This window comes from Corynebacterium sp. UBA2622, from assembly GCF_002339505.1.
Classification (GTDB): domain Bacteria; phylum Actinomycetota; class Actinomycetes; order Mycobacteriales; family Mycobacteriaceae; genus Corynebacterium.
In genome coordinates this window covers 33,563-56,833 of the sequence record NZ_DDJO01000008.1, presented here as the reverse complement: position 1 = coordinate 56,833, position 23,271 = coordinate 33,563, and the positions used below count along the sequence as shown (strand labels likewise).

29 protein-coding genes and 1 tRNA gene are annotated in these 23,271 nt (G+C 69.3%); 13 read left to right on the top strand and 17 right to left on the bottom strand.

Features of this window, described 5'->3' with window-relative positions:
• Positions 1–1,546, top strand: a 1,546-nt coding sequence (locus B3611_RS02575) for a dolichyl-phosphate-mannose--protein mannosyltransferase (RefSeq protein ID WP_291313510.1), incomplete at its 5' end; no start/stop codon positions are given.
• A gap of 19 nt (positions 1,547–1,565) precedes the next feature.
• Here the strand turns inward: B3611_RS02575 and B3611_RS02570 are convergent.
• Positions 1,566–2,267, bottom strand: a complete 702-nt coding sequence (locus tag B3611_RS02570) for a zf-HC2 domain-containing protein (protein WP_291313509.1) — start codon at positions 2,265–2,267, stop codon at positions 1,566–1,568.
• The gene (locus B3611_RS02565) at positions 2,260–2,667 is read right to left on the bottom strand and encodes a DoxX family protein (protein ID WP_291313508.1); all 408 of its coding nucleotides are present in this window, start codon (positions 2,665–2,667) and stop codon (positions 2,260–2,262) included. Before B3611_RS02565 ends, B3611_RS02570 begins: the two co-directional genes overlap by 8 nt.
• A 53-nt stretch (positions 2,668–2,720) precedes the next feature.
• Between B3611_RS02565 and B3611_RS02560 the strand changes: the two genes are divergently transcribed.
• Together B3611_RS02560 and B3611_RS02555 are read left to right on the top strand one after the other, a co-directional pair.
• Positions 2,721–3,320 (top strand): DNA-3-methyladenine glycosylase I, encoded by a 600-nt coding sequence (locus tag B3611_RS02560; RefSeq protein ID WP_291313507.1) that lies wholly within the window; start codon positions 2,721–2,723, stop codon positions 3,318–3,320.
• Positions 3,321–3,436: 116 nt separating this feature from the next.
• The gene (locus B3611_RS02555; RefSeq protein ID WP_291313506.1) at positions 3,437–5,080 is read left to right on the top strand and encodes a thiamine pyrophosphate-dependent enzyme; all 1,644 of its coding nucleotides are present in this window, start codon (positions 3,437–3,439) and stop codon (positions 5,078–5,080) included.
• Between the two features lie 28 nt (positions 5,081–5,108).
• Here the strand turns inward: B3611_RS02555 and B3611_RS02550 are convergent, their stop codons facing one another.
• Positions 5,109–5,741, bottom strand: coding sequence for a cation transporter (locus tag B3611_RS02550; RefSeq protein ID WP_291313505.1), 633 nt, complete (start codon positions 5,739–5,741; stop codon positions 5,109–5,111).
• Positions 5,742–5,957: 216 nt separating this feature from the next.
• On the opposite strand from B3611_RS02550, the gene B3611_RS02545 reads away from it, so the two are divergent.
• A complete protein-coding gene (locus B3611_RS02545; protein WP_291313504.1) occupies positions 5,958–6,683 on the top strand; it encodes a hypothetical protein in 726 nt (241 codons plus the stop codon).
• Between the two features lie 137 nt (positions 6,684–6,820).
• Here the strand turns inward: B3611_RS02545 and B3611_RS02540 are convergent.
• From B3611_RS02540 to B3611_RS02520, 5 genes are all read right to left on the bottom strand, one after another.
• Positions 6,821–6,893: transfer RNA gene (locus B3611_RS02540), tRNA-Ala, on the bottom strand.
• 72 nt (positions 6,894–6,965) lie between these two features.
• Positions 6,966–8,246, bottom strand: coding sequence for a gephyrin-like molybdotransferase receptor GlpR (gene glpR / locus B3611_RS02535; RefSeq protein ID WP_291313503.1), 1,281 nt, complete (start codon positions 8,244–8,246; stop codon positions 6,966–6,968).
• Positions 8,247–8,405: 159 nt separating this feature from the next.
• Entirely contained in the window at positions 8,406–9,092 is a 687-nt protein-coding gene (locus tag B3611_RS02530) for a GNAT family N-acetyltransferase (RefSeq protein WP_291313502.1), read from the bottom strand.
• Entirely contained in the window at positions 9,092–10,360 is a 1,269-nt protein-coding gene (gene glp / locus B3611_RS02525; RefSeq protein ID WP_291313501.1) for a gephyrin-like molybdotransferase Glp, read from the bottom strand. The genes B3611_RS02530 and glp overlap by 1 nt, the downstream gene beginning before the upstream one ends.
• Before the next feature lie 87 nt (positions 10,361–10,447).
• A complete protein-coding gene (locus B3611_RS02520; RefSeq protein ID WP_291313500.1) occupies positions 10,448–11,422 on the bottom strand; it encodes a UTP--glucose-1-phosphate uridylyltransferase in 975 nt (324 codons plus the stop codon).
• Positions 11,423–11,488: 66 nt separating this feature from the next.
• On the opposite strand from B3611_RS02520, the gene B3611_RS02515 reads away from it, so the two are divergent.
• From B3611_RS02515 to mscL, 3 genes are all read left to right on the top strand, one after another.
• Complete coding sequence (locus tag B3611_RS02515) at positions 11,489–12,082, top strand: 5-formyltetrahydrofolate cyclo-ligase (protein ID WP_291313499.1); 594 nt, start codon at positions 11,489–11,491, stop codon at positions 12,080–12,082.
• A gap of 38 nt (positions 12,083–12,120) precedes the next feature.
• A complete protein-coding gene (locus B3611_RS02510) occupies positions 12,121–12,780 on the top strand; it encodes an SAF domain-containing protein (protein WP_291313498.1) in 660 nt (219 codons plus the stop codon).
• 118 nt (positions 12,781–12,898) lie between these two features.
• A complete protein-coding gene (mscL, locus tag B3611_RS02505) occupies positions 12,899–13,375 on the top strand; it encodes a large-conductance mechanosensitive channel protein MscL (protein WP_291313497.1) in 477 nt (158 codons plus the stop codon).
• A 37-nt stretch (positions 13,376–13,412) separates the two neighbouring features.
• On the opposite strand, the gene B3611_RS02500 is transcribed toward mscL, so the two are convergent.
• The 5 genes from B3611_RS02500 to B3611_RS02480 form a co-directional block, all read right to left on the bottom strand.
• Complete coding sequence (locus tag B3611_RS02500) at positions 13,413–13,649, bottom strand: hypothetical protein (RefSeq protein WP_291313496.1); 237 nt, start codon at positions 13,647–13,649, stop codon at positions 13,413–13,415.
• Positions 13,646–14,215: a MogA/MoaB family molybdenum cofactor biosynthesis protein gene (locus B3611_RS02495; RefSeq protein ID WP_291313495.1), complete on the bottom strand. Its 570-nt coding sequence runs from the start codon at positions 14,213–14,215 to the stop codon at positions 13,646–13,648. Before B3611_RS02495 ends, B3611_RS02500 begins: the two co-directional genes overlap by 4 nt.
• 96 nt (positions 14,216–14,311) lie before the next feature.
• The gene (locus B3611_RS02490) at positions 14,312–15,625 is read right to left on the bottom strand and encodes a S1C family serine protease (protein ID WP_414646287.1); all 1,314 of its coding nucleotides are present in this window, start codon (positions 15,623–15,625) and stop codon (positions 14,312–14,314) included.
• Between the two features lie 197 nt (positions 15,626–15,822).
• Entirely contained in the window at positions 15,823–15,996 is a 174-nt protein-coding gene (gene rpmF, locus B3611_RS02485) for a 50S ribosomal protein L32 (protein ID WP_291313494.1), read from the bottom strand.
• A 24-nt stretch (positions 15,997–16,020) separates the two neighbouring features.
• Positions 16,021–16,293, bottom strand: a complete 273-nt coding sequence (locus B3611_RS02480) for a type B 50S ribosomal protein L31 (RefSeq protein WP_291313493.1) — start codon at positions 16,291–16,293, stop codon at positions 16,021–16,023.
• Between the two features lie 227 nt (positions 16,294–16,520).
• Between B3611_RS02480 and B3611_RS02475 the strand changes: the two genes are divergently transcribed.
• From B3611_RS02475 to B3611_RS02450, 6 genes are all read left to right on the top strand, one after another.
• Positions 16,521–17,657, top strand: coding sequence for an SLC13 family permease (locus B3611_RS02475; RefSeq protein ID WP_291313492.1), 1,137 nt, complete (start codon positions 16,521–16,523; stop codon positions 17,655–17,657).
• 255 nt (positions 17,658–17,912) lie between these two features.
• A complete protein-coding gene (gene rpmB / locus B3611_RS02470) occupies positions 17,913–18,149 on the top strand; it encodes a 50S ribosomal protein L28 (protein ID WP_291313491.1) in 237 nt (78 codons plus the stop codon).
• Positions 18,149–18,313, top strand: coding sequence for a 50S ribosomal protein L33 (gene rpmG, locus B3611_RS02465; RefSeq protein WP_019194228.1), 165 nt, complete (start codon positions 18,149–18,151; stop codon positions 18,311–18,313). Before rpmB ends, rpmG begins: the two co-directional genes overlap by 1 nt.
• A 3-nt stretch (positions 18,314–18,316) precedes the next feature.
• The gene (gene rpsN, locus B3611_RS02460) at positions 18,317–18,622 is read left to right on the top strand and encodes a 30S ribosomal protein S14 (RefSeq protein ID WP_291313490.1); all 306 of its coding nucleotides are present in this window, start codon (positions 18,317–18,319) and stop codon (positions 18,620–18,622) included.
• Between the two features lie 16 nt (positions 18,623–18,638).
• A complete protein-coding gene (rpsR, locus tag B3611_RS02455) occupies positions 18,639–18,890 on the top strand; it encodes a 30S ribosomal protein S18 (RefSeq protein WP_291313489.1) in 252 nt (83 codons plus the stop codon).
• 138 nt (positions 18,891–19,028) lie between these two features.
• Positions 19,029–19,766, top strand: a complete 738-nt coding sequence (locus B3611_RS02450; RefSeq protein WP_291313488.1) for a TetR/AcrR family transcriptional regulator — start codon at positions 19,029–19,031, stop codon at positions 19,764–19,766.
• On the opposite strand, the gene B3611_RS02445 is transcribed toward B3611_RS02450, so the two are convergent.
• The 4 genes from B3611_RS02445 to purN are packed head-to-tail and all read right to left on the bottom strand — an operon-like array spanning position 19,763 to position 23,250.
• Positions 19,763–20,647, bottom strand: coding sequence for a hypothetical protein (locus B3611_RS02445; RefSeq protein WP_291313487.1), 885 nt, complete (start codon positions 20,645–20,647; stop codon positions 19,763–19,765). The genes B3611_RS02450 and B3611_RS02445 overlap by 4 nt on opposite strands.
• 2 nt (positions 20,648–20,649) lie before the next feature.
• On the bottom strand, positions 20,650–21,114 hold the full coding sequence (locus B3611_RS02440; protein ID WP_291313486.1) for a hypothetical protein: 465 nt from the start codon (positions 21,112–21,114) through the stop codon (positions 20,650–20,652).
• A 28-nt stretch (positions 21,115–21,142) separates the two neighbouring features.
• A complete protein-coding gene (purH, locus tag B3611_RS02435; protein ID WP_291313485.1) occupies positions 21,143–22,669 on the bottom strand; it encodes a bifunctional phosphoribosylaminoimidazolecarboxamide formyltransferase/IMP cyclohydrolase in 1,527 nt (508 codons plus the stop codon).
• Positions 22,666–23,250 (bottom strand): phosphoribosylglycinamide formyltransferase, encoded by a 585-nt coding sequence (gene purN, locus B3611_RS02430; RefSeq protein ID WP_291313484.1) that lies wholly within the window; start codon positions 23,248–23,250, stop codon positions 22,666–22,668. Before purN ends, purH begins: the two co-directional genes overlap by 4 nt.
• Between the last annotated feature and the right edge of the window lie 21 nt (positions 23,251–23,271).

The following is a 23,271-nucleotide window of genomic DNA, read 5'->3' as shown; positions in this document are numbered from 1 at the left end:
CCCGCCGGCCCCGGCCGCCCCGCTGGCCGTTCCGTGGGCGCGCCGCGACACCCTGGCGCTGCTCTGGGTCACCGTTGCCGCGCTGTTCACCCGCCTCCTCGGGCTGGTGCAGCCCACCGCCGGCGGAACCCCCATCTTCGACGAGAAGCACTATGTTCCGCAGGCGTGGGACATGGTCCGCTCGAGCGTCAACCCGGTGCTGGGGGGCATCGAGTCCAACCCGGGTTACGGTCTGGTGGTCCACCCCCCGCTGGGCAAGCAGCTCCTGGCCATCGGCGAGGCCCTGTTCGGCTACACCCCGCTGGGGTGGCGCGCGGTGACGGCCGTGTTCGGCACCGCCGTGGTGGCCTTCATCTTCCTCCTGTGCCGCCGGCTGACCCAGTCGACGGTGCTGGCCACGGTGGCGGGGTTTATCGCGGTGTGCGACGGCGTGCTGCTCGTTGCCTCGAAGTTCGGCATGCTCGACATCTTCCAGGTGCTCTTCATCGTCGCCGCCGCCTGGACCCTGGCCGGTGACATGCGCGAGGTCCACGGCCGCCTCCACGCCGCGTGGCTCGCCGGCGAAATCGACCCGGCCGGCCCGTTCGGGCCGCGCCTGGGATTCCGCTGGTGGCGCTTCGCCACCGGCGTCCTTTTGGGCCTGTCCCTGTCGGTGAAGTGGTCGGGGCTGTACTACATCGCGTTCTTCGGCCTGCTCAGCGCGTTCTGGGACCTCTGGCTGCGCCGGCGCTACGGGGTCGCCCGCCCGCTCGCGGGGGCGCTGCTTCGCGACGTCCCCTCCGCCCTCGCCTCCCTCGTCGCGCTCCCCGCCGCCCTGTACGTCTGGTCCTGGCGGGCGTGGTTCGCCTCCGAGACGTCGGTCTACCGCCACGCGGCCGTCGACGGAACCGTGGCCAGGAGCGACTGGCCGTGGCTGTCCCACCTCCCCGCCACCGTGGCCAGCTGGCTCTACTACCAGCTCTCCGTTCTGCAGTTCCACGGTTCCCTGACGTCGTCAAGCGGGCACTCCCACCCGTGGGACTCGAAGCCGTGGGCCTGGCTGGTGGCGGCGCGGCCGATCCTCTACTACTCGGCGACTGACCTGAAGTGCGCCGGGGGGCAGTCGTGCAGGGAGATGATCTTCCTCTTCGGCACCCCCGCCATCTGGTGGCTGACCATTCCCGTGCTCGCGTGGGCGGCGTGGTCGTGGCTGACCCGGCGCGATACCCGCGTAATCGTGCCGCTGGTGGCGTTCGCGGCGGGTTTCCTGCCGTGGCTGGCGGCCTTTGACAGGCAGATGTACTTCTTCTACGCCACCGCCCTGGTCCCGTTCACGATCGTCCTCCTCGCCATGGCCGTGGGGCGCGTCGCGGGGACGGGCCGGCCGGTTCGTACGCCGTGGATCCGCAGGATCGCCGGCTACCCCGTCACCACGGGGCAGCTCGCGGCGGTCGCGTACCTGGCGGTCGTGGTGGCGATGTTCCTCTACTGGTCCCCCATCCTCTACGGGCTGCGGGTTCCGGAAAGCTACTACCAGTCGCTCATGTGGCTGCCGAGCTGGAAGTAGGCCCGGAACCGCCGCGCGGCTACGCCGGGTCGGCGCTGAGCAGGCGCCACGCGCGGCGCATGTCGGTGCCGCGGTCCACGGCCCACGTCACGGCGAGTGAGAGAAGCGTGAGGAGCAGGATGAGCACGTGGCCGAGCACCCCGTGGGCGGAGTAGAGGATCATGTCGCGCACCGCGAAGCCCAGGGTGAAGGTGAACATGGTGCCCACCACCAGCAGGATCCCCGGTATCTGACCGGGCTTCCACGCCGCGAGCGCCAGCGCCAGCGCGACGCCGAAACGCACCGCCGCGGCGGAGATGAGCAGCCCGGCGAGGTCCGAGCTGTCGGTGCCGCCGACGCCACCGGATGCCGCGGGCACGTCGACGGGCACCATGCCGCCGGTGGTGACCACGAGGCGCACGGCCCACACCGCCCACATCACGGCCAGGATGCCGAGGGTGAGCCTGCCCACGGCCAGCGCCGCCGAGCGGCGGCGGGCGAAGCGCCGCCACTCGCTTTCCACCCCGGCGAGGATGACCTCGGACAGGTCCGGCGGGGGCGCCATGCCACCGCCCACCTCGACGAAACTCAAGTTCCGGGAGAGCGAGAGCAGCCGGTCCCAGTAGGCGCGGCATTCCCCGCACTGCTCGAGGTGGGCGTCGACGACGGCGTCGTCAAGCCCCGCGGTCTCCCCGTCCATGCGGGCGGAGAGCGCGGCCTGCACCTCCTCGTGGCTAAGCACGGGTGAGCACCTTGTCCAGGCTGGCGCGTCCGGAGCCGAAGACCACCACGACCATCAGCGCGGCGGCGAGGACCATCGTGTACTCAAACCCTCCCGATTCCACGAAGAACCCCTGGCTCAGGTGCACGAAGTAACCGGCGGCGAGCGCGAGGAGCGCGAGGATGGTGGCCACGAGCGTGGTCAACAGGCCGATGATGAGCAGCGAGCCACCGATGAGCTCCACCGTCCCGGAGAGGTAGGCGGACGGCTTAGGCTGCGGCACTCCCGCCGCGGCGAGGTCGTCGGCGGTGCGGGCCATGCCGACCTGGAACCAGCTGCAATAGCCGCGTGCGACGAAGACGGCTCCGGTGACAATGCGCAGTAGAAGAAGCGCGAAATCGCGAACCGCTGGCCTGTTCATGACCGTAAGAGTACAGATGGAATGAAACAGCCGGAACACCAGTCTAAGAAGATATGTGCGATGAAAACGGCCCCGTCGTGGGCGATGACGGCCGCGCCCGCCCGCCCTGGGCGGCGCGCGATCCCCTGCTCCGCGAGTACTACGACACAGAGTGGGGCATGCCCGTGCGTGACGAGCAGGGCATGTTCGAACGGGTCTGCCTCGAGGGTTTCCAGGTCGGCCTGTCCTGGCGGCTCATCCTGCAGCGCCGCGACGCGCTGCGCGCCGCCTTCCACGGTTTCGACCCGGATGCCGTCGCGCGCATGGAGGGCGTTGAGCACCTGCTCGACGACGCCACCCTGATCCGCAACCCCCGCAAACTGCGCGCGGTGCTGACCAACGCCCGGGCCACGCTCGCGCTGCGCGGGGAGGGCACGCACCTGGGCGAACTCGTCTGGTCCCACCAACCCGTGTCAACCCCCGCCCCGCTGACGATGGACGAGGTCCCGGTGAGCTCCCCGGAGTCGGTGGCGCTGGCGAAGGACCTGAAGAAGCGCGGCTTCACTTTCGTCGGGCCCGTAACCATGTACGCGCTGATGGAGTCCACAGGTGTCCTGGACACGAACCTCGTGGGCACGTGGAGGCGCGGGGCGTCCGGGGTGTGGCCCGCCTGAGGGTTCCCGCCCGCGCCCGTGCGTCGGATGGTGTGGCGAACCCATGCGCAAAGGAGCATGCTGGGTTGGGTTCCGTGTGACACGTCACAACCCCTACCCCGGAGGTCCATCCCCTCATGCACGTTGGCGCAGCCATAGCCCGCACCCTTGAAACCCTCGGTGTTCCGCGCGTCTACACCGTACCGGGCGAGAGCTTCCTCGCCGTGCTGGACGGGTTGTACGACACCGACATCACCGCGGTCGTGTGCCGCCACGAGGGCGGTGCGACCTTCGCGGCGGAGGCCCACGGGAAGGCCACGGGCCGCGCGGGCGTGGCGATGGTCACCCGCGGCCCCGGTGCGGCCAACGCGAAGATCGGCGTCTACACCGCCTGGCAGGACGAGACCCCTCTCGTGCTGTTCATCGGCCTCGTTCCCACCCAGGACCGTTACCGGGACTCCTTCCAGGAGTTTGACGCCACCGCGTGGTTCAGCGACATCACCAAGGGCGTGTTCATCCTGGACGACCCCTCGCGCGCGAGCCGGGTTGTCACCGACGCCTTCCACCTCGCCGAGTCCGGCCGGCGCGGCCCCGTGGTGGTGGGCCTGCCGGAGGATGTCACGGAAAAGATCTTCACCGGGGACCTCGCCCTGCCCCTGGCGGAGGCGCACGGCGCCGTCTCCCCCACCGACCTCGACACCGTCGCCCGCGCCCTCGAGACATCCAGCCGGCCGGTCATCGTGGAGGGCGGTCAGGGGTGGACGCAGGAGGCGTGCGACGCCATCCAGGAGTTCGCGGAGCGCCACCAGATCCCCGTGCTCGGGGACATGCGCGCCTCGGACAGAATCCGCTTCGACTCCCCCGCCAACGCCGGCTGGCTCGGCACCGCCCGCAGCGAATACGCCGCGCGGCTGCTGCAGGATGCCGACCTGGTCCTCTGCATCGGTGCGAAGCTGAGCGACAAGCCGACCGACAACTTCACCCTCCGCCAGGGCACGTCCTGCCGCAACATCGTCGTCAACGCTGACGCGGAGCTCAAGGGACACTCCGGACACGTCTCCCACCACGTTCTGGCGGACCCGGCGGCCTTCGCCCAGGCGCTCCCCGGGCTCGACCTCGGGCCGACCCCCGACACCGGCGAGTGGTTCGACACGGCCCGGGCCAACCACGAGCGCTACTCCACGATCCCGGCGGAGGGCGACCGCTTCCCGGCCCTTCCCGCGGGAGCAGTGGATTTCTACCACGTCATGGAATGCCTCACGTCCGCCCTGCCCGAGGACGCGCTGTGCACCTTCGGCGCGGGCAGCCACTGCGCCTGGCCGCAGCGTTACTTCCCCACCCGCACTTACCCGTCCATGCTGGCCACCCGTCTCGGAGCCATGGGCTACAGCGTCGCCGCCGCCCTGGCCGCCAAGCTCGCCCACCCCGAGCGGACGGTGGTGGCCTTCACGGGCGACGGTGAGCTGATGATGAACGGCCAGGAGCTGATCACCGCGGTGCGTTACGGCACACCCATGCTGGTCATCCTCCTGGACAACGAGCAGTACGGCACCATCCGCGAGTTCCAGGAGAAGAAGTACCCGGGCCGCGTGGAGGGCACCCAGCTGGTTAACCCGGACTTCGCCGCCTGGGCCAGCTCGATGGGGGCGTGGGCGGAAACGGTGGAAAGCAACGACGCGGTCGCGGGGGCCGTGGAGCGCGCCTACGGTGCCCTCGCTGAGGACCGGGTGGCACTGCTCCACTTCCGCGTCGGTCAGGACGTCGCAACGCCGACGGCGTAGCTGGCGCTAATCCGGCGCTAATCCGGCGCTAATCGCGGTCCATTTCCGCAAAGGCCTCCCCCACCGAGCCGTGCTCCTCCCGGGACTCCTCCCACACTTCCCGGAATGCGGAGAAGTTCACAAGGGCGATGAGCAAACCCGCCGCGATGTCGAACCACGCGGTGGGCCACGCGAGGCTCGCCAGGCCGGCGGCGATGATGAGCAGGTCCGCGAGGGCGTCGTTGCGCGCGGCGAGCCACGCTCCCGTGGCCAGGGACGTGCCGGTGCCGCGCACCCGGAGCAGGATCACGGCGCACGCCACATTCACCGCCAGTGCCCCCAGCGCCGTCAGGGTGAGGCCCTCCGGCGAGGGCGCGACGGGCCGGAGGACCTTGAGGACGACCGTCGCCAGCGCCGCCACCGCGGGGACCAAAATGAGCACCGCCAGCACCCCTCCCATGGCGCGGCGCCGCGGGGCGGGCAGGGCCACCGCGAAGAAAACGAGCAGGTTGATGGCGGTGTCCTCCAGGAAGTCCGCGGAGTCCGCGAACAGCGAGGCCGAACCGATGGCCGCGGCGGTGGAGAACTCCACGAAGAAGTACAGGAGGTTCAGTAACGCAACCACCATCACCGCGCGGCGCAGCGCCGCGGCGGAAACGGGTGGTGAGGGGGAGGCCGGCACGGGGACAATGTACACCGCGCCTACACTCGCTGGGGTGAGAAAGTACACTGTGCCCGCCGTGATGCTCGCGGCCGCTGCCCTGCTCGCCGTGGGGGCGCAGCACACCCCTGATACGCAGCCCATTGGGGCACCGAAGGGCTCGAGCTTTTCGACACCCGGGAAAGCCCCGGCCTTCGTGGGCGCGCTACCCGGACCCACCGAGGAAGGACACCATCTATGAGCGACATAACCATCCGCACCGTCATCAACGGCCGCACCACGCCGCCCGGCACCGTCCAGGGCTGGGAGAACGCCCGCTTCGAACGCGCCGCGAAGAAGATCGGCCTTCCGGTGCCCGCCGGGGAGGGAGACGGGAGGCGGTTCGATTTCGCCCGCGCCAAGCTCGATCTCGACCCGGTGGAGATCCGGCACCGTCTGTCGCGCGATCTCTTTGCCTCGGATGTGATCGCATGCGCCGGTTCGGTCACCTCGCGGGGCCGCAGCCGCCAGAGCATTTGCGACCTCCACGTCACCGGCGGTAGCTCCGCGGGTTTCGTTGACTGGTTCACGGACATCCACCGGGACGACTACGCACTGAGCATGGTGGCGGCCAACCCGGACCACTTCCTCATCGACACAGCCCCCGACGGGAGCCAGGAGGTCATCGAGACCACCGGCGGCAGCCCCTTCGCCACGCGATTCTTCGTCGATTACACGGACACCTCGGGCCTCGCCTCCGCGAGGAACGCGGCGTTCCCACTCGAACTCGCCGGGGTGGCGCGGGACACCCACGGCCGGGCCATTGGCGGGGTCCGCCATCAGTTGCGGGACGAAGCCGGCGGCTTACACGCGCGCCTCCTCGTCGAGTTCCCCCGTTTCACTCCCTCCTACCTGATCGGCTGGCACCAGGTTCACCTCGCGTGCGAGTTCGGCAACTGGGTTCGATTCGCCTTCGCCCGCTAGCAGCCCGCGGCCACTGGTAAGCCGCCGCGTCCCATCCGTCCCCGGCCCGATGCCCACGCGGACCGCGCGGGCGGACCTCCCGGACGTAGACACCAAAAAAGCGGGTCCCAGTCGTAATGACCGGGACCCGCCGCCTGTGGAGCTATGGGGAATCGAACCCCAGACCTTCGCATTGCGAACGCGACGCTCTACCAACTGAGCTATAGCCCCTCTGCGTTTTCCGCACGGATGACCTTACTCCGGTCCCGGAAAAAGGAGAAACGCGCAGTTCAACGCGCATTTTTAGCTCGCACGCGCGGTGGCTCGAAAGTCGTCGCGCCGCGGCACGGGACGGAATTCGCGGCCCCGGCGCGGCTCCTCGACCACCGGTTCGCCGCGGTAGACCGGAAGCTGCTCAAAGTCGGGGCTTTCGTCGTCCATCTCGACGATCACAGCGCCCGGGCGGCGGCGGAACCGGGTCGCGGCGGCGCCACTCTCCTGGGAGATGACGCCCATGCGGGCCCGGCGCAGCTGGCGCACACGGTGCGCCTGCAGTGCGCGTTCCTTCTGCACGACACGGCGCAGGGCCGCCATGAACCAGGCCGTGAGCACGATAGCGGCCACCGGGAGGACCCAGACCCAACCACCGGCGACGAACGCCGCGACGAAGGTGACCACGTCGGCGACGATCAGCCCCAGCAGCGTGCGCTGGCGCCGCTGAAAGCGGTCCGCCTTGGATGCCTTCTCCCGCTCGGGGTCCCAGCCTCCGCGGTGGCTGCGGGAGCGGGCGAATTCGATCTCCTCGTCCGTGAGCTCGGTGTCGGCCGCGGTCACCGCTCCGCCATCTGCGACGGCGGCGGTGCTGCCCGAAAGGGCGGGCTCGTTTCCCTCCCCCGCGGGCGTTGACGAGGCATCCACGGCATGCACGGCATCCACCGAATCCTCTTCCCTGAGTACAGTGACGCCACGCCCCTCGTCGAGGTCGCGGTAGCCGTAGTCACTGGGAGAGACGTACGTCTCGTCAAGGGTGTAGGGCTCGGACGCGCCGTCGGCTGCACCCGCGTCAGCACCCTCCCCGTCACGCTCCGCGGTGAGCACGGAGTAGGCCGTGGACCCGGAGGCCTCCTCCGGCGCGTGCCCGTCGGCGGTTGTGGCCTCGTCGGCCCCGGTCCCCGCCTCGGACTCGGGCTCGACAACCTCGCCGTCAATCGTGGAGCCGTGGTCATCGCTGGTGCCCTTCTCCGACGCCCGGGCATCCCGGCGGGTGAAGAAGCCGCGCAGGGAGACCGCGGTGGAGCCACCGGCATCCTCCGCGAGAACGGAGTCGTCCTCGGCAGCGGAGGCGTCGACGGCCTCGACGACCTCGTAGTCGCCGTCATCGCCGAAGCGGTGCACGTCGGCCGGGGTGAGCCTGGGCCGGCGGCGGCCGCTGACCGGCGCCGTTCCACCGGCATGGAGCACGCGTGTCTCGTCATATCCCTCGCCTGACCGGCGGATGGGCTTGTTGTTGCCCATCACCATCGGCGCCAGGACGATGACCCACACGACGATGATCAAGACGATGATCAGGCTGAGGCTGCCCATGGGCTCGCCACCTTTCTACGGAGTCTGCGGTGCTGCGGGGGTGGAATCAGACCCCAAGGCTATCGCCCGACAGGCGTGCCACCAGGCAGGCACGCCGTGTCCGGGAACCCCCGAATGCCCCGTCCGCATGCCCCGGCCCCGTGTCCCGGTCCTGGCACCTTAGGCGACGATGCGCCCCGAGGCCGCCAGCCGCTCCACCGCGGTGGTCGGGAAGTCCTCCGCATTCAGGGCCACGAAGTGGTGGTCGCGCCAGTCCCCGTCAATGTGCAGGTTGCGGCGCATGTACCCCTCCACGCGGTACCCGTTTGCCGCCAGCACCCGGCCGGAGGCGGGGTTTTCCGGCAGGAAGGTCGCCGTCACCCGGTGCAGCCCGATCCGGCCGAAGGCGTGGTCCGTCCCCAGGGCGCACGCGGCCGTCGCGACGCCCCGGCCCATGTAGGCGGAGTGGACCCAGTACCCGATCCAGCACTCGCTGACCACCCCATGCTGGATGTTGCCCAGGGTCACCTGGCCCGCGAAGCGGCCGTCAACCTCGATCACGAGGGGGACGACGGTTCCCTCGGCAGCCATGCGCCGCAGGTTGCCCCAGTTGTTCCGCCATGCGGCCGAGTTGTGCGCACCGCGCCACGTCCCCGCCACGGTGGGCTCGACGGGCTTGAGCCACGCCTCGTCGAGCACACGCATCTCGCTCCACTGTTTCCCGTCGGCGCCCCGCAGGGGTCGGAGGCGCAGGTGGGTGCCGTCGGGAAGCGCCACCGCCGGCGTGGCCTCGGGCCACCCCGGGTGGTAGGGGTCCGGCTCACCCGTGCCCGTCCCGGCGGACAGGGAGCGGAAGAAGCTGAACATCAGGACAGTTGCTGGAGGAAGACCACGTCGACGACATCACCGGGGCGGATGTCGGTGACTTCCTCGGGGACCTCAATCATCGCGTTGGCGTCCGCGAAGCCGGCCAGGAGGTGCGCGGGCCCGCCCGCCGGACCCCCCAGGCTCTGCACCAGGTAATCACCCGTTTCGGCGTCGCGCATGAGACGGGCGCGCACGAAACCGCGGCGGCCGGGGATGGACTGAATCGGCCCGAGTGAGCGCGCCTGGACCGTGCGCCGGGTCGGCGCCTGCTTTCCGAGGGACTGGCGGATGGCGGGCCGGATGAGGGTCTCGAAGATGACGAGCGCACCCACAGGGTTGGAGGGCAGCAGGAACGCGGGCACGCGCTCGTCGCCGAGCAGGCCGAAGCCCTGGACGGACCCGGGGTGCATGGCCACGCGGGTGGTGTCGATCTCCCCGAGGTCGGACAGCACCTCCTGCACAGCCGTTGCGCCGCTGCCGCCGACCGCGCCGGTGATGATCACCATCTCGCTGCGTGCGACCTGGGTGGAGATGATGTCGCGGAGCTTGCGCGGTTCGGCGTTGACGATGCCCACACGCTGCACGTCGGCACCGGCTTCCCGCGTGGCTCCCGCCAACGCGTACGAGTTGACGTCGAAGACCTGCCCGAGCCCGGGGTCGCGCCCGATGTCCACCAGCTCGAGGCCGTAGGACATCACCGCGACGCGCGGGCGCGGGTACACCAGCACCTTGTCCCGCCCCGCGGCGGCCAGCAGACCCACCTGGGCGGGTCCGAGCACAGCACCGGCGCGCACCGCGACATCCCCGGGCTGGATGTCATCGCCCTCCTTGCGCACGAAGTCGCCGGTGCGCACGGCGCGCTGGGCGGTCACGCGCCTGCGTCCGCGGTCCGTCCACTCGAGGGGCAGGACCGCGTCGGCCAACGTGGGCAGCGGCGCGCCGGTGGCAACGCGCACAGCCTGGCGCGGCTGCAGGCGCAGCGGCTTCTGGGAACCGGCGGCCACCTCGCCCACCACGGGCAACGACGCATCGACCGGCGGGCGCCCCTCCTCCGGTGGGCGAGACCCCAGTGGAACCCCTCCGCCGACGTCCACGGAGCGCACGGCGTATCCGTCCACGGCGGCCTGCGGGAACCCGGGCAGCGAGCGGGTGGCGGTGACCTCCTCGGCGCACATCAGGCCGAGGGCGTCGGCGATGCTCACGCGGATCGGCTCCGGGGTCGGCGCCGCATCGATCACCATCGCCAATTGGTCCTCAACGCTGCGCATCGGTGGTCACAACCCCTTTCACCGGATCATCGCCGGGTTTTCTCTGCGGAATCTCCGCGGAATGTCGTTGCGGTCTGGGGGACGATGTTAGCCCGTGGCCGAGGTCTTTCCCGGGTTTCCGGGCGCCTCCGCCTCGAATTCGCGGAGGATCTTCGTCAGCGAGTGGTACAGCGCGGGTCCGTACTTCGGGTGGCGCAGACCGAAGTCCACGTTGGCGGGGATGTAACCGCCGGGGTTGCCCAGGTCGTGGCGCTTGCCCTCGTGCACCACCACGTGCACCGGGTGGCCCTCCTGAATCATGAGCTCGATGGCATCGGTGAGCTGCAGTTCCCCGCCCTTGCCCGGGGTGATCCGCCGGAGCGCGTCGAAAATGCCGCGGTCGAGCAGGTAGCGCCCCGTCGCGACGAGCGTCGAGGGCGCCTCCTCCGGCTCCGGTTTCTCCACCATCCCGCGCACACGCTTGACCTGGAAGCCCTCGAAGGCGGCGTCGGAAGCGTCATCGATCTCCTCGATGTCGAAGACGCCGTAATTGAACACTTCATCCGGGTCGACGTTGTACGCGCAGAGCACGGAACCGCCGAGCTCCTCGCGCACCTGAACCATTTTCTCCATCACCCCGGCCGGCAGAACGAGGTCGTCGGGAAGCATGACCGCGACCACATCCTCGTCGGCGTCCAGCGCGCTCTCGGCGCACCCCACCGCGTGGCCGAGGCCGAGGGGTTTTTCCTGCTCCACCGACACCGCCTCGATGAGCCCCGCCGCCCGCGAGACCTTCTTCACCTGCTCCGTCTTACCGCGCGCGGCGAGTGTCTCGCGCAGCTCGTCGAAGGTGCCGAAGTGCCGCATGATCTCCTGCTTCTCAGGAGCGGTGACGATCACCAGCTGCTGCGCCCCTAGCTGGGCCGCCTCCTCGGCGATGAGCTCGATGCCGGGGGTGTCCACGACCGGGAGCAGCTCCTTGGGCACCGTCTTCGTCGCCGGGAGGAACCTGGTACCCATTCCCGCGGCCGGAACAACGACAGTTTTGACACCCCGTAGCGGGCTCTGGTGGGAATTCTGCATAATTGCCGAGCTTACCCGGCGCACCCGCCCCGGAGGTGCTTTGACTCCTGTGTGAGAATGGTGGACATGAACGCCAAGCAGCGGGTGCGTGAGCAACGCATCGCTTATCGACGCCACCTGCGCACCCTCCCCGGCGCCAAGGCCGACCTCGATGCGGCGCTGACCCGGAACGTGCTCTCCCTCCTGGACGAGCTCGGGCGCGGGCGGGGCTGCGGGGCGGGTGCAGCGGGGAACGTCGCGGCCTACTCCCCCCTGCCCTCCGAGCCGGGAGGCCCCGGCCTCCTCCCCGCGTTGTCGGGAGCCTGCCGCACCGTCTTCCTCCCCATCTCCCTGCCGGGCGGTGTGCTGGCGTGGGGCGCGCACTCCGAGACCGGGTCCGTCGCCGGGGCGCTGGGCATCGCGGAGCCCGGAGGGGCCCGGTTCACGTCCCGGGTGCTGCGCTCGTGCGACGTGGTGCTGGCGCCGGCGCTGGCCGTCGACAAGCGGGGAATGCGGTTGGGCAAGGGCGCGGGATACTACGACCGGGCGCTGGCGGTTCTGGAGGGGGTGCCGGTGGCGGCGCTGGTCTACGACGACGATGTCCTCGACGCGGTCCCGCACGACGACCACGATGTCCCGGTCGATTGGGTTGTCACTCCCGGAGGGGTTCAGCGGGTGTGATCGGAACCTGACGCCGCCCCGCACCGTCTAAAGGGGGTATGAGGTTCGTCGAGATTCTGCGCACGCCCGGGCACCGGCGCAGCACGCTCCTGCGGCGCGCACTGGCGCTTGTGCTTCTTGCGGCGGGGATCGGCAGCGCCGTCGTCTCGCGAACCGGGGACCCGGAAGTCGCCGTCTTCGCCCGCGATGTCGCGGCGGGCGCCGTGCTCGGCCCGGGCGACACCGAGATGCGGCGCATGCCCCCCGGTGCGGTGCCCTCCAACGCCCTCACCTCGGTTGAGGATACGGAGGGGAAGATCCTCGCGGCCGGCGCCTCAGCGGGCGAGGTGGCCACGTCGACGCGCCTGGTGGGGCCGGACCTGGCGGGCAGCCTCGTTCCCCCGGACGCGCGCGGGGAGGCCCACACCATGGTTCCCGTCGTCCTGGCGGAGCCCGACATCATCCCCATGCTCCACCACGGGGCGCGCGTGAGGGTGATCACCGTGGCGAAGGAATCGGCCCTGCCCGTCACGGTCGCGGAGGGCGGACGGGTGGTGGTGGCGGGCGCGGCCGGCGCGGGAGGGAACAGGGGCGCCGAGCAGGTCAGTGAAGCGACGGTGCTCCTCCTCCTGCGGGATTCACAGGCCGCCGCCGTCGCCGCGGCCTCGCTCAGCGCACCGCTGACGGTGGTTCTGGAGGGACCGCGCCCGGGCACCTGACTCTTTACTTGTTCACATGTCAACGGTTATAGTTCCCTGGGGTCCACGTGCCCTCGTCGGACCATTTTTTCAACCATCCGCGGCACCCGGTCATGGGTCCGCCACCTTCAGGAGACTCATGCTTAAAGGCTTCAAAGACTTCATCCTTCGCGGCAACGTCATCGACCTCGCCGTCGGTGTTGTCATCGGTTCCGCGTTCACCGCGATCGTCACGGCGTTTTCCACCGCGATCATCAAACCGCTGCTCAACATCTTTGGCGGGTCCGAGGTCGGCGGCCTCAGGCTTCCCATCATCCCGGGCCGCGACGACACCGCCCTGGACTTCGGTGCCCTGCTTACGGCAATCATCAACTTCCTGCTGATCGCCGCCGTCGTCTACTTCTTCATCGTCGCCCCGATGAACAAGCTCGACGAGATCCAGAAGCGTCGCCGCGGCATCGACGAGGATGAGCCGGCACCGACCGACACCGAGCTCCTCACCGAGATCCGCGACCTGCTGGCGGGCCAGGGTTCCGCTCAGACGGGAGCCCACTCCGCACCTCAGACCACCGGAGAAGCGGGCACCACCCCGCCGTCCGGCTCGGACCGGATTTAGTCCGCACCCGCCCGGCACAGCCGGGGATTCGCAAACGCTAGTCGCCCCCGTAATGCGGGGGCCTTTCGTTTTCCAAGTACTCGAGCGGGTCCAGCGGCGCAGCCTCTCCCTCATCGAGGATCACCGCCCGCTCCGCGTCCCCGCCCCGCCACCTCCCGGACGGGGCGTTTGCGCTGCCGGGGGCGTCAGCGGTGCGGTCGTAATCCACCTCCGCCACACGCCTGGCCCGACGGCGCGGCCGCGGCCCGGGCACCCGCCCCTTAGCTTCGTTCATGCCAGGCTGTAGCGGTTGAGCTCGCCAATGAGGTGCGCGACAAGCGGGGCGAAGGTGGAGACACCGTCGCGCACAGCCTGCCGCGAGGGAGCCAGGTTGACCACGACCGTGGATCCGGAGACGCCGCAGATGCCGCGGGAGGTGCATGCGTCGACCGCGCCGCACGCCTGGCCGGAGGAGCGAATCGCCTGACCCACGCCGGGAACCAGCTTGTCGATGACCGCCCGCGTCGCCTCCGGGGTCTTGTCGCGCGGCCCGACACCCGTCCCACCGAGGGTGAGCACGAGGTCCACACCCCCGATGACACCGGTCTCGATGGCCTTGCGGATGTCCGACTTCTTCGACTTCACCCGGACCACGCCGTCGACCTTGTAGCCGTACTCGCTGAGCAGCTCGCAGACGAGACGGTCGGTGTCATCATCCTCCGCCTCGAAGAGGTGGTCCGAGACCAGCACGACGAGCGCGCGGGGGAGGATCGGCTGGTCCTCGAGCTCGGCGGCGAGGAGGATTGCCTCGTCGGGCTCGCTCAGGTCGAGCGGGTCCAGGGTGTCCAGCCCATCCGTCATGTCGTTCTCCTTGTGGTTTTCGCGTTCCCGGTGGCGGGCCGCACGCCGCGGGCCGGAGGATCCGGGGCGATCTGCGGGGCCAATTCCGTTTTGAACTTACTCGGAACTGAGCGTCACATCCACCGATTTGGACTGCTCGCTGTTGCCCGAGCGGACCTGGAGTGGAACGGTCTCGCCGAAGTCGCGGGACCGGGTGGCCGCGATGAGGGCGTCGGCGGAGTCGATCGGCCGATCCCCCAGGCGGGTGATCACGTCGCCGGCCTTGATTCCGGCCTTCTCGGCGGGACTGCCCGGCTCGACCGCCGCGACGATCGCGCCGTCGCCCTCGGAGCGGATGTCCACCCGTACGCCGAGCATCGGCTGAGTCGCCTTGCCCGTGTCGATGAGCTGCTGGGCCACCCGCTTGGCAAAGTTCGAGGGGATGGCGAAGCCGACACCGATGGAACCGCTCTCCCCCTGCCCGCCCGCGCCGCCGGCGGACAGGGAGGCGATGACCGAGTTCATGCCGATCAGGTTGCCGTGCATGTCCACGAGGGGCCCGCCGGAGTTGCCGGGGTTGATGGCGGCGTCGGTCTGAATGCCGTCCATGAGCGAGCTGTCGTTGCCGCCCTGCGAGGCGCGCACGGGTCGGTTGAGCGCGGATATGATGCCACTGGTCACCGTGGCCGACAACCCGAGCGGGGACCCCACGGCGACGACGCCCTGACCGACCTTCAGGCCGCTGGAGTCGCCGAAGTTGATCACGGGCAGGTTGGATTCGTTCTCGATCTTCACCACGCCCACGTCGGTGTTCACGTCGGAGGCGATGAACCGGGCGGGGTGGCGTGAGCCGTCGTTGAGCGTCGCGGTGATCTTCGCTCCACCGTTGGCCGCCTCGGCGATGACGTGGTGGTTGGTCAGCACGTACCCGTCGGAGGAGATGATCGACCCGGAGCCCTCCGCCATTCCGGTGCGGGTCTCCACCTCGAGCGAGACCACTGCGGGCAGCACAGCGGCGGCGACGGCCTCGACGGAGCCCTCGGGGGCCGGGTCCGTGTTGTTCGCGCTCGGGTTCTCCAGGGCGTTGTAGGCGTCCTGCTGACCTCCCGACTTACCCGCGGAGCCGGCGACGTACCCGGCGCCCGCCCCAGCAATGAGGGAGGTGACCACGGCGGCCGCCACCGCGGGCATGACGGCGGAGCGCCTCTGGCGCTCGGGAGCTGTCTGCACCGGGTAGACGGAGGGGTTCTCCGAGCTAGGACCCTGGTTGAAACCCAGGTTCGCGCCCGGGTTGAGGCCCTGATTGAAACCCGGGTCGGTGCCCTGGCTGTAATCCTGTTTGATGCCCTGGTTCGGGAATTGCGCGGTGGTGTCCCCGAACTGGTTGGCGGGCGCACGGTTCGGGTCGTGCGGCGGGATGCGGTTGCTCATGGGGGAAGATTGTTCACCCCTCAACTGTTGGGGCACTGGTGGACGGGGAGGGTCAAGCGTAGCAATCGCTGGACGTTCCCTGTGCGTGGTGAGCAGCCGTTATCACCCGCCCCCGACAACGCAAAAACCGGGCAACCACGCGGGTTGTCCGGTTCGGGCGACGTAGAGTTCGACGCAGAGTTCTTGGAACGGGGTTCCTAGAACTGCTCGACGTCGATGAGGCCCGCCTGCGCGGCCTTGACCAGGCGGCGCGGGATACGCACCTCCTGGCCGTTGATCTTGACGGTCTGGAGCTGCGGGTTGTCAGCCTTCCACTGCGAACGGCGGGAGTGGGTGTTGGCGCGGGACTTACGGAACTTGGGGGTTGCCATGTTTTTCTATCCTCCTTCGACCTGTTAGTTTGCGGACTTCTTCTTGCGGCGTGCCATGGCACCGAAACGCTTGTTGAACTTCTCAACGCGGCCGGCGGTATCCATGAGACGCTGGGCACCGGTCCAGAACGGGTGGGACTCGGAGGTCACGTCGACAACAACGAGCGGGTACTCGTTGCCGTCTTCCCACTGCTCGGTGCGGTCGGAGGTCATGGTCGAACGGGTCAGGAACTTGTGTCCGGTGTTACCGTCCTGAATGATCACCGGGTGGTAGTCCGGGTGGATATCATTCTTCATTAGTGCTTCGTCTCCCTCAGGATTGATACTTCAGGCCGGTTCCGCGAAGCGCCGCAGATCGTGCCTGAGTTGGGTGCGACAATGGTCCTTCGCCCGGCAACCGCCGGGCAACCTGCCACATTCTACAGGTCAGGGCACTGTCCACCTAATCCTGCGGGAACCGCTTTTCGACGCCCCGCCCGGCGCCCCTCCCACAACCCCGCGCCCCGGCCGCCTACCGTGTTCCCATGCCCCGCTCCCGCCCCGCCCGCGCCCTCGCCTGGCCCCTCGCCGCCGCCGCGCTCTTCGCCGCCCTGGCTGCCGTTGACGCGCCGGAAGCCGGGGAGGTGGCCCGTCGGCTCGCGCCCGTCCTGGGTTTCGCCGCGGGCATGTCCGCCACTGTCAACCTTGCCGCGGAGGCGGGCGCGTTCGAGGCGATGACCGGCTGGCTGGAAAGGCGCGCCCGATCCACCGAGCTCCTCTGGGCGGGGTTCCTCGGACTCTGCGTTGTCTCCACCATCTTTCTCTCGCTGGACACGACGGCGATCATGCTCACCCCGCTCGCCGTGGCCGTCGCGCGTCGGAGGGGCCTGAGCGTTCCGGCCCTGGCCCTGGCGGTGGTGTGGATCTCCAACCTCGCCTCCCTCCCCCTTCCCGTGTCCAACCTGACCAACCTGCTCGCCCTCGGCGGCGGAGCCTTCGGTTCGTCCCCGGGTTACGCCTCGCGGGCCTGGGCCCCCGCCGCGGCGGGCATCGTCGTAGCCGTCGCCGCTTCCTACGTCGTCCGCCTCATCCACCCCTCCTCCCGGACCCGGCAGCCCTCCCCCGCCGGAGACACCGGACCGATCGCCGGGAGGGCACTGCTCATCCTGGCCGCGACGGTCGTCGCCCTGGTATCCCCCGCCCCCTACTGGGCCACCAGTACGGCGGCGGCTTCGGCCATGGCGGTGGCGGTGGGCGTCGAGAAGCGAGGCGCCGTTGGCCTTTCCCTCGTCCCCTGGTCCTCCCTCGGCCTCGCCGCCGCCATGTCGGCGGCCGCGGCACTCCTCGGGGCCGCAGGGATAACCGACGGCATCGTCGGGTACCTGGCCGGGTCAGGTCACCTCGCCCTGGCCGCGGCTGGGGCGGTCGCGGCGAACGCGATCAACAACCTCCCCGCCTACCTCGCGCTCGAGCCCGCAGCGACGGGGGGCGCGGCGCGCCACCTGGCGCTGCTTGTCGGGGTGAATTTTGGCCCGCTGGTCACCCCGTGGGCATCCCTCGCCACCCTGCTGTGGCACGATCAGCTCGAGCGCGCCGGAGTCCGGGTGTCCTGGGGCCGGTTCGCGGCGTACGGGGCGGTGCTCGCCCCGGTGGCCGTCCTCGCCGCCACCAGCGCCCTCTGAGCACGGGAATTCACACCGGTCACAGGCAACCACGTGCCGAAAGGCGATTAGGCGTTGGCCGGGTGAACCTGTATTGTTGACTCTCGCTGTTGTCGAAGTACACGTATACGCCTGCGTCAACCGATTGCTTTCGACACCCTCGGCGCCCGAAAACCGCTGGCCACACCTCACACCGGCCACGGCGGCAAACCGAGTGCGGTGTCACCCTTACCGGCAATCATTAGCGTGGGCGGCAGAAGAGAAAGAAGCTAACCCATGTCGGCACATTGCCAGGTCACGGGACGTCAGCCGTCGTTCGGCAAGACGGTCTCGCACTCGCACCGCCGCCACTCGCGCCGTTGGAACCCCAACGTGCAGAAGAAGCGGTTCTACCTGCCCTCCGAGGGCCGTACCATCACCCTGACGGTTTCCACCAAGGGTCTCAAGATCATCGACCGCGACGGCATCGAGTCTGTCGTCGCCGCTATCCGCGCGCGAGGTGAGAAGGTCTAATGGCACGCAACGATATCCGCCCCATCATCAAGCTGAAGAGCACCGAGGGCACCGGTTACACCTACGTAACCCGCAAGAACAAGCGCAACAACCCGGATCGTATCTCCCTGAAGAAGTACGACCCGATCGTGCGCAAGCACGTCGAATTCCGCGAGGAGCGATAATTTATGGCTAAGAAGTCTAAGATCGCCAAGAACGAGAAGCGTAAGGAGATCGTCGCTCGCTACGCGGAGCGTCGCGCTGAGCTCAAGGCAATCATCCGTAACCCGGAGACCCCCGAAGAGGATCGCCTCGAGGCGCAGTTCGAACTGAACCGCCAGCCCCGTGATGCATCCCCGTCCCGCGTCCGCAACCGCGACTCGCACGACGGCCGCCCGCGCGGTTACCTCCGCAAGTTCGGTCTGTCCCGTGTCCGCATGCGCGAGATGGCTCACCGCGGTGAGCTTCCGGGCATCCGCAAGTCTTCGTGGTAAGGAGGAGCCTGAAACTATGAAGCGCAACACTAACCCCCGCAAGGCGCGCATGGAGCAGTCCCGCCGCCCGAAGAAGAACCCGCTCAAGGCCAAGGGCATCGAGCAGGTCGACTACAAGGATCTGGAGACCCTGCGTCTCTTCATCTCCGACCGCCACAAGATCCGCTCGCGCCGCGTGACCGGCCTGACGCCGCAGCAGCAGCGCCAGGTGGCCACCGCCGTGAAGAACGCGCGCGAGATGGCTCTTCTGCCGTTCACCAGCCGCTAAGACCCGGTTGACGATAGCAGCGTAAGAGTCTTTCGACACACCCGTCCCACTCGCTGGGGCGGGTGTTTTCGTCCCCCAACACACCACGTCGTGTACCTTTTGGTTAGCAGGTTGAAATTGAGAAAGGCAGGGACACCGATGACCGGAACGGTCGGACGACCCCGGAAGAACAGCCCCCGCCGCAAGGGAAAGACGGCGCGGGACGAGATCCTCGACGCATCCTCCGAGCTCTTCACCATCCAGGGCTTCGCCACGACATCGACGCACCAGATCGCCGATGCGGTCGGCATCCGGCAGGCATCCTTGTACTACCACTTCCCCTCCAAGGCGGAGATCTTCCTCACGCTTCTCATGGGCACCGTGCAGCCCTCCCTCGACCTCGCGGAGGACCTGGCCAAGTCGGACGAGTCACCCGCCCTCAAGCTGTGGGCGCTCGTCGCGGCCGAGACCCGCATCCTCCTTTCCTCGAACTGGAACATCGGTCGCCTTTACCAGCTGCCGGTGGCGTTGTCGGAGGAGTTCCACGACTACCACGAGGCCCGCGGTGCCCTCGAGGACATCTTCCGGGGCCTGGCGGCCGAGATCGTCGGCGACGACGACCCCCGCATCGAGCTGCCCTTCCACATGACGCTCGCCGCGATCGAGATGCGCGACAACACCGGCAAGGCCCCCTACCCGCTTGTCGACGACGCACTCCCCGCCCCGTCGGTCATGATCGCCGATGCCGTCCTCGATGTCCTCCACGCGGACCTGCCGGAGAACCGGGGCATGCGGACCCTCGACCTGGTCTCCTCCGTGTCCCCGCCTGCGGCATCCAGCAAGAAGCCGCCGGCAGCTGAGAAGCCGCCGTCGGGTGGGAAGGCGCAGTCCGGCTAGCAGGACGACGCCGGCAGGGTACCCAGCAGGGGCCTGATGCCCTCCGCAAGGGCGGTGGCCATGGCCTGGCCGGTGGCGTAGTCCCCCGAGGCCGGGATGACCGTGAGCGCGAGCGCGGCGTTCCCACCCGCGGGCAGCGGGACGAGACCGAGCTGGCGCACCTGGTAGCCCCCGGCCGGGCTGGGCCCCCATCCGCCCTTGAAGCGTGCACCGTCGAACTGCCCGAGGCCGTAGCGCTGATCGGGCGCGACCTGACCCATGAGCTCCAGCACTGGGCCGGCGCCGGCGAGGCACGGGAGCTGCGCCGCCAGCGTGGCCTCCTGGCTCGCCGTGAGGAGCGTCTGCCCGAACGTGGAGAACTCCGGGCGGATCACGGCGGTGTTCACTTGGGCACCCACGCCCGCCTCGGCCAGGACGGCATCCGCCGCGCCGGCCGGCAGGGCGTCCCACATGCCCTGGGCGGCAGCGTTGTCGGACTGCGTCACCGCAGGCCCCGCGAGGGCCGCGGCCGCCTGCGGAACGGTGCGGTACGCGGCCACGGCAACGGGCACCTTGATTGTCGACCACGCCGGGTAGGCACCGTCGTCGCCGTATGCCCTCACCCCGTCCGGTCCAGCCACCGCGATTCCGACGGACCCGCCGTAGGCGGCGGCGACCGAATCCACGACCGACTGCAGGGAATTCCCCGTCGCGGCAGGGGCGGGCGGGGGCGGGCTTGCGGCCGGCTCCGGCCCGCCCACGGCTACCGGGGGATCCACCACGACGACGCTCGTGGAGGTGACCACTTCGCTTCCCGCGTCGCTCCCCCGTCCCGTGTCGATGGTGCAGGAGCCCAGCGCAAGCCCCGCGGCGGCGAGGGCGCACGCGCAGCGCAACGTCACGCTCACCAGATCGCGACGACGGCGTTGTCCCCGCCGCGGCAGTACACAGTGGTGGACCCGCCGCAGCTCATCGAGTACGAGCGTCCCGTGACCGGGCTCGTGGCCACCACGTTGACCGCCGGGCTGTTGGCCCGCAGGCACTCGGACTTGAACGCCGAGTACACGTTGGCGGCGAACGAGTCGGTGGTGACCGAGCTGGCCGCGGAGTAGCTGCTGTAGTTGCAGTTCGAGGCGGCCGGGGCGGCGGGGGCGGCGGGCGCGGGGTTGTTCGCCGGGGCGTCGGAACGCGTGGACGTCAGCGTCTGCACCACGGTGGCCGGGGAATCGGATCCCCCGCCGCCCTTCAACCCCCCGGAGCCGAGAAGGTACGCGGCGATGCCCACCAGCGCGAGCAGGAGGATGATGATCCCGGCCAGAAGGCCTGTCGTCAGCCCGGAATTCGAGGAGGGTCGCGGGTCGTCGTACATGGGTTCGGTCTCCGTCTCTGGGAAGGGTCTAGTGGGCGAAGTGGCGGGTGCCGGTGAAATACATGGTCACGCCGGCCTCGTTCGCGGCGGCGATGACCTCGTCATCACGGATGGACCCTCCGGGCTGCACGACGGCCGTCACGCCGGCGTCGGCAAGCACCTGGAACCCGTCCGCGAAGGGGAAGAAGGCATCGGAGGCGGCGACCGCGCCGTTGGTGCGGTTGCGGCCCTCGTCAAGGGTGTTGGCGCGCTCGACGGCCAGCTTGGCGCTGTCGACGCGATTGACCTGCCCCATGCCGATGCCCACGGAAGCACCGTCGGCGGCGATGAGGATGGCGTTGGATTTGACGCAGCGCACGGAGTGCCACGCGAATTCGAGCTCGGCGAGCACCTCAGCGGAGGCGGCCTCGCCGGCGGCGAGCGTCCAGTTCTCGGCGCGGTCGCCCTCCGCCTGGTAGGTGTCGCGCTCCTGGATGAGGAAACCGCCGGAGATCTGGCGGATCTCCTCGTCCGTCTCCTCGGGCTCGACCTCCAGAATGCGCAGGTTCTTCTTCTCCTTCAGCAGCTCCAGGGCCTCGGGCTCGTAGGAGGGCGCGATGATGACCTCGGTGAAGATCGGCTTGACCTGCTGCGCCATCTCGAGGGTGACCTCGCGGTTGCTCGCGATCACGCCGCCGTAGGCGGAGACCGGGTCGCAGGCGTGTGCCTTCTTGTGCGCCTCGGCGATGGAGTCGTCAGCCACGGCGACACCGCAGGGGTTGGCGTGCTTGATGATGGCCACGCAGGGCCGCTCGTGGTCCCACGCCGCGCGCCATGCCGCGTCGGCATCCTGGTAGTTGTTGTAGCTCATTTCCTTGCCGCCGTGCTGGGTGGCGTTCGCCAGGCCCCAGCCCTCGTTGACCAGGCGGGCGGCCTGGTGCGGGTTCTCGCCGTAGCGCAGCGCGCCGGCCTCCTCGCCCTCGAGCTGCTCCTCCATCCAGTCCGCCACAGCGGAGTCGTAGTCGGCGGTGTGGGAGAACGCGCGGGCGGCGAGCACGCGGCGCTCGTCGGCGGTGAAGCCGCCCTCGCGCACGGAGCGGGCGAGGTCGCCGTACTGCTCCGGCGAGGTCACGATGGCCACCGACGGGTGGTTCTTCGCCGCCGCGCGCACCATGGACGGGCCACCGATGTCGATCTGCTCGACGCATTCGTCGAAGTCGGCGCCGGAAGCGACGGTCTCCTCGAAGGGGTAGAGGTTGACCACCACGAGCTGGAAGGGCTCGATCTCGAGTTCGCTGAGCTGCTGTGCGTGCTCGTCCTTGCGCAGGTCGGCGAGGATGCCGGCGTGCACGCGCGGGTGGAGAGTCTTCACCCGGCCCTGGAGCACCTCCGGGAATCCGGTCAGCTCGGCGACCTCGGTCACCGGGACTCCGGCGTCCTTGATGCGCTGCGCGGTGGAGCCGGTGGAGACGATCTCCACGCCGGCGTCGCCGAGCGCGCGGGCCAGGTCCTCGAGACCCGTCTTGTCGTAGACGCTGATGAGTGCGCGCTTGATCGGGATGCGGTTTTCCGTCATGGGAACGTGACCTTTCCGTCGGTGATGGTCGCGCGGCGCAGCACATCGACGATGAGCGCCCGCTCTTCCTGTTTGATGCGTTCGTGGAGGTGCTCCTCGGTTTCCCCGTCGAGCACCTCCACGGCCTTCTGGGCGATGATCCCGCCCGTGTCCACACCCTCGTCGATGTAGTGGACGGTGGTGCCGGTGACTTTGACCCCGTAAGCCAACGCATCCCGCACGGCGTGCGCGCCCGGGAAGGACGGCAGCAGTGCGGGATGCGTGTTGATCAGCTGACCCTCGAAGCGGTCGAGGAACTGCCGCCCGAGAATGCGCATGAACCCGGCCGAGACGACGATGTCGGGCCCGGCGCCGTCGACAACATCGCGGAGGCGCTCGTTCCAGGCCCCGCGGTCCCCCTCGAGGGCGACGGTGCGCGCGGGGACGCCGGCCCTGCCCGCCCGTTCGAGGGCGGGGCATTCCTTGTCGGCGACGACGAGCTCGACCCGGTACTTTTCACCCTGGTTATCCAGGATGGACTGCAGGAGGGTGCCCGAGCCCGACACGAGCACGACAACGGATACGGTGGTGCGGTCAGTCACCTAACCGAGTCTAGCCTGGGA

Excerpts from the sequence above, each read along its gene's own strand:
- B3611_RS02440 (WP_291313486.1), bottom strand. The coding sequence starts at position 21,114 with ATGTACGACGACCCGCGACCCTCCTCGAATTCCGGGCTGACGACAGGC.
- B3611_RS02475 (WP_291313492.1), top strand. The coding sequence starts at position 16,521 with ATGCCCCGCTCCCGCCCCGCCCGCGCCCTCGCCTGGCCCCTCGCCGCC.
- rpmB (WP_291313491.1), top strand. The coding sequence starts at position 17,913 with ATGTCGGCACATTGCCAGGTCACGGGACGTCAGCCGTCGTTCGGCAAG.
- glp (WP_291313501.1), bottom strand. The coding sequence starts at position 10,360 with ATGCGCAGCGTTGAGGACCAATTGGCGATGGTGATCGATGCGGCGCCG.
- B3611_RS02500 (WP_291313496.1), bottom strand. The coding sequence starts at position 13,649 with ATGAACGAAGCTAAGGGGCGGGTGCCCGGGCCGCGGCCGCGCCGTCGG.
- B3611_RS02490 (WP_414646287.1), bottom strand. The coding sequence starts at position 15,625 with ATGAGCAACCGCATCCCGCCGCACGACCCGAACCGTGCGCCCGCCAAC.
- B3611_RS02510 (WP_291313498.1), top strand. The coding sequence starts at position 12,121 with ATGAGGTTCGTCGAGATTCTGCGCACGCCCGGGCACCGGCGCAGCACG.
- B3611_RS02560 (WP_291313507.1), top strand. The coding sequence starts at position 2,721 with ATGTGCGATGAAAACGGCCCCGTCGTGGGCGATGACGGCCGCGCCCGC.
- rpsR (WP_291313489.1), top strand. The coding sequence starts at position 18,639 with ATGAAGCGCAACACTAACCCCCGCAAGGCGCGCATGGAGCAGTCCCGC.
- B3611_RS02565 (WP_291313508.1), bottom strand. The coding sequence starts at position 2,667 with ATGAACAGGCCAGCGGTTCGCGATTTCGCGCTTCTTCTACTGCGCATT.
- rpsN (WP_291313490.1), top strand. The coding sequence starts at position 18,317 with ATGGCTAAGAAGTCTAAGATCGCCAAGAACGAGAAGCGTAAGGAGATC.
- B3611_RS02495 (WP_291313495.1), bottom strand. The coding sequence starts at position 14,215 with ATGACGGATGGGCTGGACACCCTGGACCCGCTCGACCTGAGCGAGCCC.
- B3611_RS02555 (WP_291313506.1), top strand. The coding sequence starts at position 3,437 with ATGCACGTTGGCGCAGCCATAGCCCGCACCCTTGAAACCCTCGGTGTT.
- B3611_RS02450 (WP_291313488.1), top strand. The coding sequence starts at position 19,029 with ATGACCGGAACGGTCGGACGACCCCGGAAGAACAGCCCCCGCCGCAAG.
- glpR (WP_291313503.1), bottom strand. The coding sequence starts at position 8,246 with ATGGGCAGCCTCAGCCTGATCATCGTCTTGATCATCGTCGTGTGGGTC.
- B3611_RS02520 (WP_291313500.1), bottom strand. The coding sequence starts at position 11,422 with ATGCAGAATTCCCACCAGAGCCCGCTACGGGGTGTCAAAACTGTCGTT.
- mscL (WP_291313497.1), top strand. The coding sequence starts at position 12,899 with ATGCTTAAAGGCTTCAAAGACTTCATCCTTCGCGGCAACGTCATCGAC.
- purH (WP_291313485.1), bottom strand. The coding sequence starts at position 22,669 with ATGACGGAAAACCGCATCCCGATCAAGCGCGCACTCATCAGCGTCTAC.
- rpmG (WP_019194228.1), top strand. The coding sequence starts at position 18,149 with ATGGCACGCAACGATATCCGCCCCATCATCAAGCTGAAGAGCACCGAG.
- B3611_RS02515 (WP_291313499.1), top strand. The coding sequence starts at position 11,489 with ATGAACGCCAAGCAGCGGGTGCGTGAGCAACGCATCGCTTATCGACGC.
- B3611_RS02480 (WP_291313493.1), bottom strand. The coding sequence starts at position 16,293 with ATGAAGAATGATATCCACCCGGACTACCACCCGGTGATCATTCAGGAC.
- B3611_RS02530 (WP_291313502.1), bottom strand. The coding sequence starts at position 9,092 with ATGTTCAGCTTCTTCCGCTCCCTGTCCGCCGGGACGGGCACGGGTGAG.
- B3611_RS02545 (WP_291313504.1), top strand. The coding sequence starts at position 5,958 with ATGAGCGACATAACCATCCGCACCGTCATCAACGGCCGCACCACGCCG.
- rpmF (WP_291313494.1), bottom strand. The coding sequence starts at position 15,996 with ATGGCAACCCCCAAGTTCCGTAAGTCCCGCGCCAACACCCACTCCCGC.